This is a genomic window from Alkalicoccus saliphilus, from assembly GCF_003044065.1.
GTDB lineage: Bacteria > Bacillota > Bacilli > Bacillales > Salisediminibacteriaceae > Alkalicoccus > Alkalicoccus saliphilus.
This window is the reverse complement of the sequence record NZ_PZJJ01000002.1, coordinates 215,475-231,546: the sequence shown is the minus strand read 5'-3', so window position 1 is coordinate 231,546 and position 16,072 is coordinate 215,475. Positions and strand designations below refer to the sequence as shown.

The 16,072-nt window shown below is 44.3% G+C and carries 12 protein-coding genes; 1 reads left to right on the top strand and 11 read right to left on the bottom strand.

What is annotated here, in order from left to right; all coding sequences use genetic code 11:
- Positions 1-30 precede the first annotated feature (30 nt).
- The 8 genes from rlmN to C6Y45_RS02660 all read right to left on the bottom strand — a co-directional run bounded on the left by rlmN (position 31) and on the right by C6Y45_RS02660 (position 11,560).
- Positions 31-1,110 carry a dual-specificity RNA methyltransferase RlmN gene (gene rlmN, locus C6Y45_RS02695; RefSeq protein ID WP_107583486.1) on the bottom strand — a complete coding sequence of 360 codons (1,080 nt, stop codon included), beginning with the start codon at positions 1,108-1,110 and terminating at the stop codon, positions 31-33.
- A gap of 85 nt (positions 1,111-1,195) precedes the next feature.
- Positions 1,196-2,020, bottom strand: a complete 825-nt coding sequence (locus C6Y45_RS02690) for a S1 family peptidase (protein WP_107583485.1) — start codon at positions 2,018-2,020, stop codon at positions 1,196-1,198.
- 105 nt (positions 2,021-2,125) lie between these two features.
- Positions 2,126-3,604 (bottom strand): phytoene desaturase family protein, encoded by a 1,479-nt coding sequence (locus tag C6Y45_RS02685; RefSeq protein WP_160058084.1) that lies wholly within the window; start codon positions 3,602-3,604, stop codon positions 2,126-2,128.
- Between the two features lie 442 nt (positions 3,605-4,046).
- Positions 4,047-5,330 carry a 2-oxoglutarate dehydrogenase complex dihydrolipoyllysine-residue succinyltransferase gene (odhB, locus tag C6Y45_RS02680; protein WP_107583483.1) on the bottom strand — a complete coding sequence of 428 codons (1,284 nt, stop codon included), beginning with the start codon at positions 5,328-5,330 and terminating at the stop codon, positions 4,047-4,049.
- A complete protein-coding gene (locus tag C6Y45_RS02675) occupies positions 5,330-8,182 on the bottom strand; it encodes a 2-oxoglutarate dehydrogenase E1 component (protein ID WP_107583482.1) in 2,853 nt (950 codons plus the stop codon). Before C6Y45_RS02675 ends, odhB begins: the two co-directional genes overlap by 1 nt.
- 175 nt (positions 8,183-8,357) lie before the next feature.
- Positions 8,358-9,524 (bottom strand): aminotransferase A, encoded by a 1,167-nt coding sequence (locus C6Y45_RS02670; RefSeq protein ID WP_107583481.1) that lies wholly within the window; start codon positions 9,522-9,524, stop codon positions 8,358-8,360.
- 189 nt (positions 9,525-9,713) lie between these two features.
- On the bottom strand, positions 9,714-10,229 hold the full coding sequence (locus tag C6Y45_RS02665) for a hypothetical protein (protein WP_107583480.1): 516 nt from the start codon (positions 10,227-10,229) through the stop codon (positions 9,714-9,716).
- 152 nt (positions 10,230-10,381) lie between these two features.
- Positions 10,382-11,560: an alpha/beta hydrolase gene (locus C6Y45_RS02660; RefSeq protein ID WP_107583479.1), complete on the bottom strand. Its 1,179-nt coding sequence runs from the start codon at positions 11,558-11,560 to the stop codon at positions 10,382-10,384.
- A 175-nt stretch (positions 11,561-11,735) separates the two neighbouring features.
- Between C6Y45_RS02660 and C6Y45_RS02655 the strand changes: the two genes are divergently transcribed.
- A complete protein-coding gene (locus tag C6Y45_RS02655) occupies positions 11,736-13,433 on the top strand; it encodes an ABC-ATPase domain-containing protein (RefSeq protein ID WP_107583478.1) in 1,698 nt (565 codons plus the stop codon).
- Positions 13,434-13,692: 259 nt separating this feature from the next.
- Here C6Y45_RS02655 and msrB read toward each other — a convergent pair whose 3' ends face one another.
- The 3 genes from msrB to C6Y45_RS02640 form a co-directional block, all read right to left on the bottom strand.
- Positions 13,693-14,124, bottom strand: coding sequence for a peptide-methionine (R)-S-oxide reductase MsrB (msrB, locus tag C6Y45_RS02650; RefSeq protein WP_107583477.1), 432 nt, complete (start codon positions 14,122-14,124; stop codon positions 13,693-13,695).
- A gap of 4 nt (positions 14,125-14,128) precedes the next feature.
- On the bottom strand, positions 14,129-14,650 hold the full coding sequence (gene msrA / locus C6Y45_RS02645) for a peptide-methionine (S)-S-oxide reductase MsrA (RefSeq protein ID WP_107583476.1): 522 nt from the start codon (positions 14,648-14,650) through the stop codon (positions 14,129-14,131).
- Positions 14,651-15,135: 485 nt separating this feature from the next.
- On the bottom strand, positions 15,136-16,068 hold the full coding sequence (locus C6Y45_RS02640) for a dipeptidase (RefSeq protein ID WP_245922487.1): 933 nt from the start codon (positions 16,066-16,068) through the stop codon (positions 15,136-15,138).
- Positions 16,069-16,072: the final 4 nt, after the last annotated feature.

The window sequence follows — 16,072 nt, the reverse complement described above, 5'->3', positions numbered from 1 at the left end:
GCGACCGGGGACGCAGCGTTTTCATTTCTATTAGTTGCCTGATTTTTGTTTTTCTTTTTCTTTTCTCATCTGCTTACTCCGCAGCTGACCGCAGGCTGCATCGATATCAGAGCCTTGTTCATGTCTGACTCCACATTGGATCCCCTGCTTCATAAGCGTATCAAAAAAGGTAAGAATGTTGCTTTTCCGGCTCTGTTCATACTGAATATGCTCATCAACAGGATTGTAGGGGATGAGATTCACGTAGGAAAGTTTCTTTTTGTCTTTAATCAGTTCTGCCAGCTCCAAAGCGGTTTCTTTACTATCATTTATTCCATCGAGAAGAATATATTCAAATGTTATGCGACGGTTCGTTTTCTCGAGGTAGTAGTCCACTGCTTCCATAAGTTTTTCAATAGGCTGGGCCTTGTTGATTTTCATGATGTCCGTGCGCATTTTATTATTCGGGGCATGCAGGGAAACAGCAAGATTCACCTGAATATTTTCGTTGGCAAAATCGTAAATCCGCTTAATAATTCCGCTTGTGGAAACGGTGATGTGTCGTGCACCGATCGCCAGTCCACTGTCATTGTTTACTACACGGAGGAAACTCATTAAATTATCATAGTTATCAAAAGGTTCGCCTATCCCCATAACGACGATATGGCTCACTCTTTCTTCTTTATCTTCTTCATCCATTGCCTTCTGCACGTGCATAATTTGTTCCACAATTTCACCTGCAGAAAGATCCCGGCTCTTAGGAAGCAGACCGCTGGCACAGAAACTGCACCCGACATTGCATCCTACCTGGGTGGTGACACACACGGAAGAACCGTAGTCAAACCGCATTAATACCGTTTCTATCAGATTCCCGTCGTTAAGCCGGAACAGAAATTTCATCGTTCCGTCACGGGATGTCTGTTTCGAATGAACATCCAGAGTCTGCAGCGTAAATGTTTCTGCCAGCTGCTCTACAAGCTCCTGTTTCATATTAGTAATTTCTTCAAACCGGTCAATTCTCTTTTTATACAGCCAGTCCCAAAGCTGCTTCGCTCTAAACGATTTATGACCACGCTCTGTAAACCAGCTTTCCAAGTCAGAAAACGTGTACCCGTAAATCGATTCTTTCATATTTCTCCCTCATTTCTTCATGCTTAAATCCGTACTGTTAAGAACATGTGACATTATCTCAGGAGTTGTGATAAATTGCAAGTAATTAATCTGGAATGTTCATTTCTTCCAGTATAAATTCCATATCCACTGCCAGACCGACTCTTTCCATCTGATCGTTTATTTCTCTTCTCGTAGTGGCATATACGACTCCTGCTACATTTCCTTCTTCCGTGATGACCGGGCTGCCGCTGCTTCCACGATACACCGGTGCATCGAGGGCGATCACGTCTTCCCTTCCGTTTCTTTTGACAGGCTCAATCAGCTTTCCTTCATTCGGAATAAAATTAAAAAAGCGGGGATTGCCTATAATGTAAATGCTCTCGGAACTTTCCCATCCAGAAGCTAGTTCGAGCGGAGGATGTGGAAATTCCTCCGCCTCCGGTTTCAACACGGCGATGTCCAGTGTTTCGTTTACAGTAACCGTGTCCGCTGCGTAAGAATCCCCATCTTCAAAATGGATACTTGTTTCATAACTGTCTCTGATAACATGTTCATTTGTCATAATGTATCCATCACCGAAAACAAAGCCGGTCCCTTTGGAATCTTCTGTTCTTACTACCACCACGGAATCTTTATATTCCTGGACTTCCTCATTGCCGGCCAGTTCACGGGCATTGGACAGAAATTCAACAGCTGGAAGATTAAACATCTGCGGCCATACGGCGAGTACATTGGCAAGCAGAGCGGCGGTTACAATGGAGGCGATAATAACTTTAAACCGTCGTTTTTTCTTCTTTACCGGTTTTTTTTCCCATTCGTCGGGAGGATTAAAAAATTCTTCTTTCGTTAAATAATTTTCCCCATCAAAAAATAATTCTTCTTCTTCCGCGCGGTCGTCTTTTTTTACCTCTTTATCTTCTTCATCCAATGCACAGCACCTCTTTACGTTCTGATGGTCTCCCTGTCAGTTTTTTTGCAGACCCGGATTTTTGAGCCGGAAAACAGGGTACCCTTTCAGCCATTTCATTTAACATCACAGAATACGTCTTTTCAGAATTGATCTTGCTGTATGAACTCCGGAGCTTGCTGCTCCAATTGACCCTGCCCCGGGAAAAACCGTATCCCCGCAAATCCAGAGGCCTTTAATACCGCTCCTGTGGGATACAGCGTCAGTTAGCGAGTAGCCGGGTATTTGTGGAAATCCCCCTACACCTCCATCCATTCTCAATGTGAATCTTTCCCATGCTGAAGGTCCGCCCGTTATTTCGTAAACGATACTATCCTGAAAACCAGGGTACGCTTTTTCCAGTCTGCTTTTTACCTGCTGCTTCAACTTGCTCGATTTTTTGTCGTACATTTCTTTTGTACTCCAGTTTTTTAAATCAACGTGAGTCGAAATAGTCAGAGACCGGTGTCCTTCCGGAGCCCGCCGGCGGTCTTCTGATGCTGAAGCAGATACGAAAAAGTGGCTGCTATCAGACAAGCTGTTCTCCCCTGCTGTAAACTGCTGAAAAAGTGGCGCGTTTTCTCCCATTACATCTTTTATTCCAAAATAAAGAGAAAAAGCACCCCATTGTTCCCTGTCCGACACTGCGTATCTCAATTTCTTCTTTAATGAGGAACGGTCTTTTTCGTTGAGAATTTTTTCAGCATTACTGAGCGGCATGTTTAAAATAACGTGTTCAGCCTCGTGTACGTTTCCTCTGTGATCCTTTACTGACCACATTTTACCATTTTTTTCTACCTCTAATGCTTTCCTTGGCTTTAAAACCTGTCCTCCGTTATCTTTTAGTGATTCGATCATTTTTTCGATAAGGCGGTAATGTCCTCCTTCAATATACCACGCATCCTCATGATAAATGTCCAGTGCTGCAGCTCCCATCAGCAGGGAACATTTGTCGGAAGTGGTCTGCAGGCTGTCCATTAATACGTTATCCAAAAATTCCCGCAGCATATATTCCTCTGTTAAACCGTGCTTTTTCAGCATGTATTTAAACGATTTATTACGAAGCGGTAAAAGACGAAGTGAATTCCGGGACATCCCTCGCAAAAGTGCCGCAGTTTCCTGATAAGTATGTGGGTATATTACCGGAAATTCGTTCATATGCTTTTGCAGAATAGCGGATAGAAACCATACCTCCCTGAAAAACGCCTCCACTTTATCAGCACTCGCAGGCAGCTTCTTTCTCCACATTTGTAAAAATGATTCTTTATTCGAATAATATTTAATCGTCTCATTATTAACTGTTACATCCATCACTGTAGAAAGCCGGAATGCTTCTACATTTATTTCGAGAAAACGATTGATTTTCCCATGAATGCTGTCGTTATTTAAACCCATTGCAAGTGTTGCACCAACAGGAAAAACAAATTTTCTCCGCTGAAATTTGCCTGCGCATCCGCCCCACTCCGCAGCTGCTTCCAGGAGAGTCACGCTGCAGCCGCTTTTCTGAAGAAGTGCAGCGGCGGTTACTCCTCCATATCCGGATCCTATAACAATTATTTTTTTCAAAGCTTTCACCTCAGTTTTATTATGAGGATGTGTATGTTTAATTGCAAAGTTTCTGCCACCAGCTCCTGACTCCTTTTTAACAAGTTATTGAAGTATCCAGCACTCTTGAATTTTTATCTACAGCTTTTCTGAAAAATAACATAGATAAGAGCAGCGTCATTCCATAGAGTGGCTTTAAGGGTGGGCCGGTATCCCCTGCAGCACCAAGTAAATTACGAGGGCATTTTTTCTTTGTATGATAAAGCAGGTTATGATCATCCAGCGATATCGAAATCTGTTAACACTATGTCCGTATGTTTGGCACAAAGGTCTTTCTGTTGATTCAAAGATCCCTGCTGCTCGGCTCCATGGGAACACTTCAGCGAAGTTCCTCCTCCGCACAATATTTAATAAAACTGAAAGAAAAAAACCGTCTCCGGAAGTACCGGAAACGGTTAAAGGCTTATCCTTCGAGAAGAAGCTGTTCTGGATCTTCAAGAAGTTCTTTAATTTTAACGAGAAAACCTACAGCATCTTTACCATCAATGATTCGATGATCATAGGAAAGAGCAATATACATCATCGGACGATTTTCGAAACGTTCATTATCAATAGCCACTGGACGCATCTGAGTTTTATGCATTCCGAGAATCCCGACCTGTGGTGTATTAAGAATTGGCGTGGACCAGAGAGAACCGAAAACCCCTCCGTTGGTAATGGTAAAGCTTCCACCTTGAAGGTCGTCAAGTTTAAGCTTTTTATTCTGCGCTTTATCGGCAAGGTCACCAATTTCACTTTCGATACCGGCGAAGTCATGGCGATCTGCATCACGCACAACTGGTACTAACAGTCCATCATCTGTGGAAACTGCAATTCCGATATCGTAAAACTGCTTAAGAACTACTTCATCTCCGTTGATTTCCGCATTAACATAAGGGTATTTTTTAAGGGCTCCAATAGTAGCTTTCGTAAAGAAGGACATGAAGCCGAGCTTTACACCATGCTTTTCCTGAAATTTTTCCTTATGACGGTTACGGAGAGCAAGCAGATTAGTCATGTCAACTTCGTTAAAGGTTGTAAGCATTGCCGCTTCCTGCTGTGCCTGTACAAGTCTTTTAGCGATAGTCTGGCGACGGCGTGACATTTTCTCACGGATCACCGGTTTTGCTGGGTCGTCCTTCGGCTGTTCATCCGGCTCTGATTTTTCCTGTTTAGCTTTTTGACCGCCGGCCTGGTGCGCATCAATGTCTTCTTTCCGAACTTTCCCGAGCGGATCACGCGGCTGAATGTCGTTCAGATCAATCCCTTTTTCACGGGCGTATTTTCTTGTGGCCGGTGAGGCAATAACACGGTCGCCTTTGTCATCAGAAGCTTCCGCCGCCGGCTCACTCTTTTCTTCAGACGTCTGTTTTTCTTCTTTCTTTTCTTCCTTATCTTCTTTCTTATCCTCTTTCTCTTCACCTTTGCTTTCTTCTTTATCTCCCGCTTCTTCAGAAGAGCCGCCTTCAGAAGCTTCCGTATCAATTACTGCAATGGTGTCTCCTACTTTTACTGTATCTCCCTCTTCTGCTTTTGCTTCTTTAAGAACACCAGCTTCATCGGCTGAAATTTCCACGTTGACTTTGTCTGTTTCAAGCTCAACGATATCTTCCCCTTTTTCAACGTAATCGCCCGGCTGTTTCAGCCATTCGGCCACTGTTCCTTCCGTTACGGATTCTGCAAGTTCTGGTACTTTCACTTCTAACATTACTCATTGCTCCCTTCAGCATCTCGACTCGTTGCTTCTTCAATAATTCTCGTCTGGTCCAGCTTATGGACTTTCGGATCACCTTCAGCCGTACTTGAACGACGGCGTCTTCCAATAAATTCCACAGGAATTTCCCCGTTAGTAAGACTCTGCAGGTGCGGAGCGATATAGTGCCATGCTCCCATGTTCTGCGGCTCTTCCTGAGCCCAGACAAACTCTTCTACGTTTTTATACTTATCCACGATTTCTTTAATGTGTTTGGCAGGGAAAGGATACAGCTCTTCTACTTTAATCAGCTGCAGCCACTCCGGCAGTTTATCCTGCTCGGCGAGGTGCTCTTCGATATCCACCGCCAATTTACCTGAAGCAAAAACTACCCGCTTAACTTTTTTCTGAGTTTTACCAAGTTTCTCATGTGGTATAACCGGTTTAAACTCCCCTTCGGCAAGTTCGCTTATTTCAGAGGCTACATTCTCGTTCCGCAGCAGACTTTTTGGTGCCATAAGTACGAGTGGACGGATTACATCCTCTTTCAGCATTTTTGCCTGACGGCGCAGAAGGTGGAAATACTGACCGGCTTTTGTCAGGTTCGCTACGTGCCAGTTGTTTTCAGCAGCCAGTGTCAGGAACCGTTCCAGTCTTGCACTGGAATGTTCAGGCCCCTGTCCTTCGTACCCATGCGGAAGAAGCATCACAAGGCCGGATTTCTGGCCCCATTTAGCACGGCCGCTGGAGATAAACTGATCAAACATCACCTGAGCACCGTTGGAAAAGTCACCATACTGCGCTTCCCATATCGTAAGCGTTTCAGGAGAATGAACATTGTATCCATATTCGAAGCCTACACATGCTGCTTCAGACAACGGGCTGTTGTGCACAGTAAACGATGCTTCCGCACTGGATATATTGTGCAGTGGATAATGAGTGCTGTCATTTTCATAATCATGAAGCACGAGGTGCCGTTGGGAGAAAGTTCCCCGCTCTGAATCCTGCCCTGTAAGACGGATCGGAGTTCCATCTGAAATAATGGCGGCAAAAGCAAGCGTTTCGGCATGTCCCCAGTCAATTTTCCCGTTATCTTCCACCGCTTCCACGCGGCGGTTCAGTATTTTTGCGAGTTTGGGAAAAACGTTGAAATTTTCCGGATATTGGAGAAGTTCATCATTGATTTTTCTAAGTTCTTCCTTGGAAATAGAAGTGTCAATTCCTTCCATTCGATCTTCTACATATTCCGGAGGATTCATTTCCTCATCGATATGCTCACGTTTTTTATCTTTAATATTTTCAAAATGCTCCGTCAGCTTATCAATAAACTGATCGCGCATAGTTTCAAATTCTTCTTTCGATACAATACCGTCTTCCAGTAGAGTTTCGCCATAAATATTGAAAATTGTAGGATGTTCTTTAACTTTTTTATACAGCTGTGGCTGTGTAGCTAATGGTTCGTCCATCTCGTTATGTCCGTACCTCCGGTATCCGATAAGGTCAATAACGATGTCTTTTTCGAATTCCTTTCGGTATAGATATGCCAGATGGATAGCAGCAACACAGGCTTCCAGGTCATCAGCATTGACGTGAATTACCGGAATTTCATATCCTTTAGCAAGATCACTCGCATACATGGTTGACCTTGAATCGTCACTGACTGTAGTGAATCCTATAAGGTTGTTCGCAATAATATGAATTGTACCGCCTGTTTTATATCCTTCGAGACGGCTGAGGTTCAATGTTTCAGCAACTATACCCTGCCCTGGAAAGGCTGCGTCACCATGTATGAGAATAGGCATAGCTTTCGTAACGTCCTGCTCCGGCTTCCCTGGTGCTGAACGGTCATCCTGCGCCGCCCGCACCTGACCTTCAACAACCGGGTCAACGAACTCCAAATGACTTGGATTGTTGGAAAGTGAGATCGTCGCTTTATTTTCTTCTTCCAGCTCCCGCTTTGCCCCAAGATGGTATTTAACGTCACCAGTCCACCCGTAGTTGATTCCAACAGAGCCTTCTGAAGGAACGAGATTTTTATTTGGAGCATCATGGAATTCAGAGAAAATAAGTTCATAAGGTTTTCCAAGAACATGGGCAAGAACATTCAGGCGTCCCCGGTGGGCCATCCCGATCATGACTTTTTCACAACCATCTTCACAGGATTCCCGGACAGCTTCATCCAGCATAGGCACCATGGAATCTAGACCCTCTACTGAAAACCGCTTCTGACCTTTAAACGTTTTATGGATGAAATGTTCGAATCCTTCGACCTGATTCAGTCGTTCAAGAAGTTCGCGGCGCATATCGTTGGTAATTTCGGGAAAATAATCCCCCGATTCAACTTTCTGAAAAAGCCAGCGTCTTTCTTCAATGTCATGGACTTGTTTAAATTCAAAGGCAAGCCGTTTTGTGTAAGTATCCTTTAAATGTTCAACAGCCTCCAGACCATTCTTGAAGGATTCGTGCTTATGAGGAGAGAGGAGTTCAGGAGGTACCTGCTTTAAGGCCTCACTGTCGAGGTTAAATTCTTCAAGCTTAAATAAATCTTTTCTTTCTTCGAGACTAACCGGATAAAGGTCTGCCATTAAATGACCGTTCCTGCGGATCGACTCTGCCATACGCATCGCGTTTACAGCCGTGTGAAAATCCTGTTTTCCCCGGCTTTCCTGCACTACCGTGCCGGCAGCTGCCCCCCCGTTGGATACTGATTCCTGGTAAGCACCCCATTTTTCGAAAAAGTCAATAATGTCTTCTTCCACCATATCAGGGTCTTCCTGAAATTCTTCGTACTTTTCCAGCATGTATCCCAGGTTTGGACCGTAAAACTGAGACCAACCTTCACTCAATTTAATTGACTCACTACCCATGTCTGCTACCTCCAGTGAATTATAAATATGTACATATGATCAACGAGTAATGTAAAGCGTTTACACAAATATTCTATCATTATCTCATGCACACCTCAAAGGTTAGTTTGAGAATTTTGCGGTTTTTAGTGAAAAAACTTTCAAATAATGCATAAATATGAACGGTTTTCTTTCATCACACATGACCGGCTTTTTTACCCCAGAATATTTCAAGTCTGCGCATAGCTTCCTTAAGTTCATCCATTGCATATGCATAGGACAGCCTGACGTATCCTTCACCATATATGGAAAATGCTGTGCCGGGAACTACCGCGAGCTTTTCCTCTTCCAGAAGTTTCAGGGAAAATTCAAACGAAGAAAGTCCGGAAGCTGAAATATCAGGAAAAATATAAAATGCGCCTTCTGGTGCCACTGCCGGAATACCTATCTCCTTGAGCTTAGCAAGCATCCATATTCTGCGCCTGTCATACTCCTGTTTCATTATTTCCGGATCCTCCGCCCCGTGTCTCAGTGCTTCCAGGGCGGCTGCCTGGGAGATGGAGCTTGCACAGCTGACATTATACTGATGTACTTTAATTAAATGAGCTGCTATTGACTTATCGGCAAATAAAAAACCGATTCTCCACCCAGTCATTGAATGAGATTTGCTCAATCCGCTGATAACAATAGTTTTTGTTTTCATGCCGGGCATCACTGCCATTGATTTATGTCTTCCATTGTAACGCAGTTCCCCATATATTTCATCCGCTACAACAAATATATCAAGATCCTTCAGGATATGGTGTAATCTCTCCAGTTCTTCGTCTGTTAATGTTACACCTGTAGGATTGGACGGATAAGGAAGCATTACAGCTTTCGTTCTTGAGGTTAAAGCCTTTTTCAATTGCGTTTCAGTCAACTTAAAATTTGTCTCAGTCGTATCAATTAATACCGGATACGCTCCGCACTGCTTAATAATCGGTTCATAAGCCGGATACACAGGAGCCGGGATTATTACTTCATCTCCCGGATTCAATATTGTACGCATCGTGACATCTATCGCCTGGGATGCTCCAACGGTTACGATTACTTCGTCCGCTGCATCGTATTCCATGCCGAACCGCTTTTCAGCCCACTTTACTGCCTCGTTCCTCAAATCGACCGTTCCGGCATTTGGGGTATATGTAGTTAAATTATTTTCAATAGCTTTTATAGCAGCCTGCTTAATATGTTCAGGTGTTTGAAAATCAGGCTGACCGAGAGTCAGCTGGACAGCTTCCGGAAACTGCTGGACGCGGTTAAAAAACTGTCTTATGCCGGATATTTCAATGTTTTTCACCTGTTCGTTAATATTATTTTCCACAGAAAATGACACCTTCCTCTCTTATATTACTTTGTAAAAATTTACTGCCGGGCCTTCCTGATTTCTACGGTGCAGAGGTCCCTGCCCTGTTAAGACCCCGCACCGGGCTGGAAACAGACTAACGAAGACCGCATTCTAGTAATTTCCTCCCTGTTTTAAAATCAAACTACTTTTCTACTCTTTAAATTTCTAGATAAGATGAAAATAAACGTAGATGGCTGTTAAATGAACAGCATACAGAAGTAATGCAGCACCGCCTACCCAGAAAGGGTAAAACATCCGCCTCCTCCCCTTTTTAAGTCCGAACTGATTCCTCACCGGCTTTAACGAAAAAAGAAAAAGGGCGGCTGTATAAAGAAGCATATAATTTACTTCCACAAAATAGTTCGTCCCGCCTTCCGCATCTACTATTAAGCCGGTCGAAAGCAAAAACAAATTAGCTGCAATACCAATTAATTTACCGATGAGGAGGTAGCTGAAAAAAATCATGTGCATCCACCACCCTGAAAAATGTCTCATAAAAACTGCCGCTGCAGTAGGAACAAGAAGAAGCAGCGGACCATCTGAAATCATCAGTCCAGCTGCTCCGTCTCTAAGTCCCCAGCTGATTCCCACATAATAATAATATCCGAAGTACGAGGCCGCAACTAAAAATAAAATCACAGCATATCCCCGAAGCAGCCATTTCCAGATTCTTCTGTTCATAATTTACGCCTCCGGACTGCCCGTATACTTTCAATTAAATACAAAGAAAGCAGACGGACTTAAATTTATCTTCTTGTTTACAGCTGCGGCCTTTCATCCAATTGTTAATTGAGACGTACGCGGCAAAACAGCATCATGAACTTCAAGAGATGCTACTCCCTGATAATCAGATCGGCACCTGATCTGCCGAGCAGATAGGCTGCTATCGCAAACGCTTCTGTCTGCTCCCTTATTCGGGAAAGCCCCTGCGGCGGCTCCTTAATATTAAGCGTATAGTCTGACGATCCAAAATTTCCAGATTCAGCCCGTCGGAGAAAAACAACGGCTTCCTGCATTCCGTTCCTTCCACTCTGCATTACTTCATGGAAAGAAACAAATCCGTGCATCACCCCTCTATATCGGGATCCCTGGACTAAAACCCCGTCCCCGCTTAATTTTTCAGCGTACTGCTCCCCCTCGTCACGAAGGGGATCGAATTCAGCTGTTATGATAAGTGCCGGAGGGAGTCCGCTTAAATCTTCCGCATGCAGCGGAGAGCTGTAGGGATGCTTCCACATCCATTCTTCAGGTGCATAAGCCTCCCTCGCCTGATGCATAACGCTCCGTGATAAAAGGTAATACCCGCTGTCGTAAACTTCTCTCGAGGCAAGTGGAAGTTCCCGGAACGTTGTTAGAGGATAAAACAGCACCTGCGCAGCAACCTCCGGTCCGTCCCTGTCTCTCGCCATCTGAGTAATTACTGTAGCTATATTTCCTCCTGCGCTGTCACCCATAACGGATATTTTGTCCGGGTCCCCCTTTAATGACTCTGCATTCTCTTCTGTCCATTCAAGTGCTGTATAGCCGTCTTCGACCGCGGCTGGAAATATATTTTCAGGGGCCAGTCGGTACGCCGGTGCGATCACAACACTGCCGGTATGCGAAGCTGTATAGCGCAGGATATTATCATGAGTATTGAGCCCGCCGTATCCTTCCATAAAGGCTCCACCATGAAAATAAAGAACAACAGGAAAAGGGCCTTCCCCCCGGGGGCGGTAAATACGGACCGGTATTTGGGCGTCCCCCTGAACCGGTATGAAAATATCTTCTCTCAGCAGGACAGCTTCTCCTTCTGTGCCTCCGGAAACAATTCGTGGTGGTTTAACATTAATATCAAGATCCACCAGGTTATTGTTTACAGCATGAAGTACAACCGCTGTTTTAGCAGGAAGCCTGCCTTCATCGGTTGTCTGCCAGAGAAGAACCGCTCCAGTAATTATCAGAAGGAGCAGGCTGAAAATAATAAAAGAAGCCAGCATTGCCTTTTTAAATACTTTTCTTATATGCAGCATTGAAGGTCAGGCCTCCTGAGGTTCATACTTCGATTGATTACTCGTTTACCTTCTGGACAGCGGTGGTATTTACTGCATAGGAAGAACCATTTATTCTTCTTAATTATACACTAACTCGGTTTTTAATATCTGCATCACTCGGCAGAAATATGTGCAATCAGGAGGAAAAACAACTATGCTTTCAACAACGGAAGATCTGAAAAATAATTTATTGAAAATGGACAAAAAATCCTATCGTATGCTTAAAGGTATTCAAGGCTCCTACAGCGCCGGCTCCGGAGTCAGACTTCATGTTGATTATGTGCAGGGAGATCCCTTTGCTGCCCCTTCCAGAATACGTATAACTATCCCGCTGGACGGGACAGATCTGAATTTTGACGAATTAAACCAGCCTCAACGAATCAGAACTGTGAAACATTTTTTTTCGAAAGAATTCAACAGAAAAAAAGCAGGAGCCGACATCAACCTTGGAGGCACCGGTAAGAGCGGGATGATATTCATTGATGCACCCGGTCCGGAAGTTATTGAAAGAAGTTCTGTTCACATCGATAAAAAAAACATTGAATTTCGTCTTTCCTGCGGCATCCCTGCAAGCGGAAGAAAAATACTTGGCAACAAAGCTGCTGAACTTTTATGTGAACTGCTCCCGGATCTTGCCTTAAAAACACTCGAAAGCTACTCCAGAAATAAACTGGATCAGGCGTTGGAAACAGCAGACGACCAAAAGCTGCTGCGTAAAAAAATTACAGAAAACCACTTAACTTCTTTTATTGCAGATGGAGCAGTCTTACCAAGAAAAAGCGGAAACAGCAGCCTCCCTCTCAGGGAGAAGCATACCATCCCATTCAAATCTCCTGAAACCTGGCGCTGCTCTTTTGAAGTGAGCCGCGGCAAAATTATCAGCGGAATGGGTATTCCACGTGGAGTTACTCTCATTATTGGAGGAGGGTACCACGGTAAAAGTACTCTGCTGAAGGCTGTGGAAAGAGGCGTATATGACCATGAACCGGGTGACGGCCGGGAATATGTTGTAACAGAGAAAACTGCTGTTAAAATACGGGCAGAGGACGGACGGAGTATACGGGAGGTCAACATTTCCCCATTTATAAATGAACTTCCTTTTCAAAAAGATACGTCCAAGTTTACATCTCCGGATGCAAGCGGCAGTACCTCCCAGGCTGCAAATATTATAGAAGCTCTTGAAACAGGCTGCCGGACGCTTCTTATTGATGAGGACACGAGTGCCACAAATTTCATGATCAGAGATGCAAGAATGCAGTATCTTGTAAAGAAAGAAAAAGAACCTATCACCCCTTTTATTGACAGGATAAGAGAACTTTACGATCAGCACGGTGTTTCCACGGTTCTCGTCCTGGGAGGTTCCGGCGATTATTTTGACGCAGCCGATCACGTGATCATGATGGATGAATATGTACCATTCGACCGTACGAAAGATGCTAAAGAGGTAGCCGAAAAGTTTAAAACGATCCGCCGCCAGGAAAAGCAGGGGGGCATCCCTCCCCTCACGAATAGAATTTTTCCTAAAAGCTATATTACGAAAAAAATGGATAAAAAGGGGAAAATTCAGAGCCGGGGTCTTCATCAAATCACTATAGGAAAAGAGCCGGTAAATCTTCATGCTGTAGAGCAGCTTGTCAGTACGAGCCAGACAGAAGCTCTGGCGATGATGCTGAAAAATATTTCTGTTAATAACGAGAACGAATCAACTATGCAGATTATCGACCGCCTCTATAAGGAGATCGAAAAGAACGGGCTGGACTCCATTTCGCCGTTTTATGGGAAACACCCCGGTAATATTGCGCTGCCAAGGCCTTATGAATTGGCCGCCGCGTTAAACCGGATAAGACCTTAACAAATTCACCCCCTTAAATTTCCACCCCCCTGATACGACAGGTTTTCCCAACCCGAATATCAGGACACAAAAAACCGCCCTTTCACCGTGTGATGAAAGGGCGGTTTTTTGTTTGTATCTAAAGTCATTAATCCAGAATAATTATTTTGTTCACTGTATGGGCCTATTCCGCACTTACTGGTAATCACCTGTCAAAAGATCAGAGTACAGCTGCTCCTTTACCCGCTTTCAATTACACCGCCATCTATAATGAACTAATTTATTTTTCATCAAAGGTAGGAAGAAAATTTTCCAGTCCTTCCTCCTTCAGCCTGTTTTTAGGAATGAACCTCAGGGCCGCAGAATTAATACAGTACCGCAGACCTCCTGGCGGGGGTCCGTCCGGAAAAACGTGCCCGAGGTGGGAATTTCCTTCCGCACTGCGTACCTCTGTCCGGACCATAAAATGACTCCTGTCTGTTTTTTCGACTACTGCTTTTTCTTCCACCGGCCTGGAAAAGCTCGGCCAGCCGCAGTTGGAATGAAATTTGTCCCGTGAATGAAAAAGCGGTTCGCCGGATACTATATCGACATAAATGCCATCTTCAAAAAAGTCCCACAGATCATTTTTAAAAGGTGGTTCCGTCGCGTCCTCCTGGGTCACTTGAAACTGCATCGGTGTCAGTTTTTCTTTCAAGTCATCTTTTTTCATTCTGTCAATCCCTCCAGTTTTGTTCAATAAACGAAGCTCTCCCGCTGCCGCGGTTATACATTTTATAGTGCAGGGGGTTTTTCCTGTAGTAATCCTGATGATAAGTCTCTGCTTCGTAAAAAACACCGGCTTTTTCAATACTTGTAACTACTGGTCTTTGAAATCGTCCGCTGTTATTTAATGCTTCTTTCGACTCTTCCGCAAGTTTCCGCTGCTCTTCATTATGATAAAATACAGCCGTCGTATAGGAAGTCCCTCTGTCATGAAACTGTCCCCCGGGGTCTGTTGGATCAATCTGCTGCCAGAAAATCTCTAGCAGTCTGCTGTATGGGAAAACTTCCGGATCAAACGTAATTTGAACAGCTTCCCTGTGACCCGTCGTTTCTGAACACACTTCTTCATACGTCGGGTCAGCTGTATGACCACCTGTATAACCGGAAACTACTCTATGAATCCCAGGCTGCTCATCGAACGGTTTTACCATACACCAGAAGCAGCCACCTGCAAATGTCGCTTTTTCTCCCATAAGTTATGCCCCCTTTCAGTTATCTTATCATCTGTCAAAAATAATGAAAAAAGAACTGCTCCATTTGAATTTTCAGAATATTTATTATATACTTTTAAAAAAGAAGGCGAGGTGGTCCCAAATGGAAACATGTCCTCGTTGCGGCAGCACGCTTCACACCCACCGCTGGCAGACACTCAGTACGGAACGGAGTGGCGCCTATACCCTTTTCTCTTTCGTCACGAGTAAATGTTCTTCCAATTGCGGGTATGCAAAAATGGAATCTGTTGATCAGAAAAGAGTGGAGCATGCTTAATCTTTTTAGTCCTCTATGATAGAGAAGCTGCTCTCTTTGTGGTTCAGCATCATTGTTCGAAGGAGGACGTTTCCGCCGGGAAGTACATTCTTTTTCTCTATGTGTCGAAGCAGGGATCTGCAAATGCTGCTTAGAAATGCCCCTCTGTGATCAGTCCTTGAGACTGTTACAGAGGGGCATTTTTTATTCCTTATTCGATTTCACGAAAAAACGCAGCTGCATTGCCTGACGTTATTTTACGGGCAGTTTCTTCCCCGAATTTATCCTTAAGCGCTGATGCGAATCTCGGATGTTCTCCGGCATGGGATAAACCATGTACATGTGTTGGAATACCGTCGAAATCAGAGCCTAGGGCAATTTGGTTTTCCCCTCCAAGTTTTATCAAATGTTCGGCGTGTTTCAGCAGTTCAGAAATAAGAGAACCTTTTTCATTTTCTCCGATAAACGGGGGATTATAAACCAGACCTGCTATTCCTCCAGCTTTAAAAAGAGCTTTCAGCTGCTCATCGTCCAGATTACGCCGGTGACCACATATGCTTATTGCATTTGAATGCGTTGCAATAGGATAAGCTGCTAGCTTTAAAACATCCCAGAAGCCTTTGACAGAAAGGTGAGTAACATCTGTTAATACTTTATGCTTATTGTTCAGTGCGACTACCTCCCGGCCGAAATCAGTTAATCCGGCTCCGCGTGATTCCCCTATCCCGTCTGCGCAGAGGTTGGCGTTGTTCCATGTCAGACCGATGGACATGACTCCAAGACGATAGAGCGTACGCAGTTTCCCAAGATCATCACCGAATGCCTCCGCACCTTCCAGGGTAAGCACTGCTCCGGTTTCATCATGTTTCAAATCGTCCACCTGACTCCATGACGTAATATGCCTGATACGGGAATCCGCTTTTACTACTTTTTCGTAAAAAAGATCGATTTGATCTATTGCCCTGGCAAACTTTTCTTCCGGTGTGTAGTCCGGTTCCAGGAAAACCGCAAAAAACTGAAGCTTTACTTTTCCTTCGGCCAGACGGGAGGAGTTAACTTCCAGTTCCGGACTGAAAAAGTCCCGGGATTTATCCTCCTGCAGTTTTAAAAGAGCATCACAGTGAAGATCAATAATATGCATCATAACC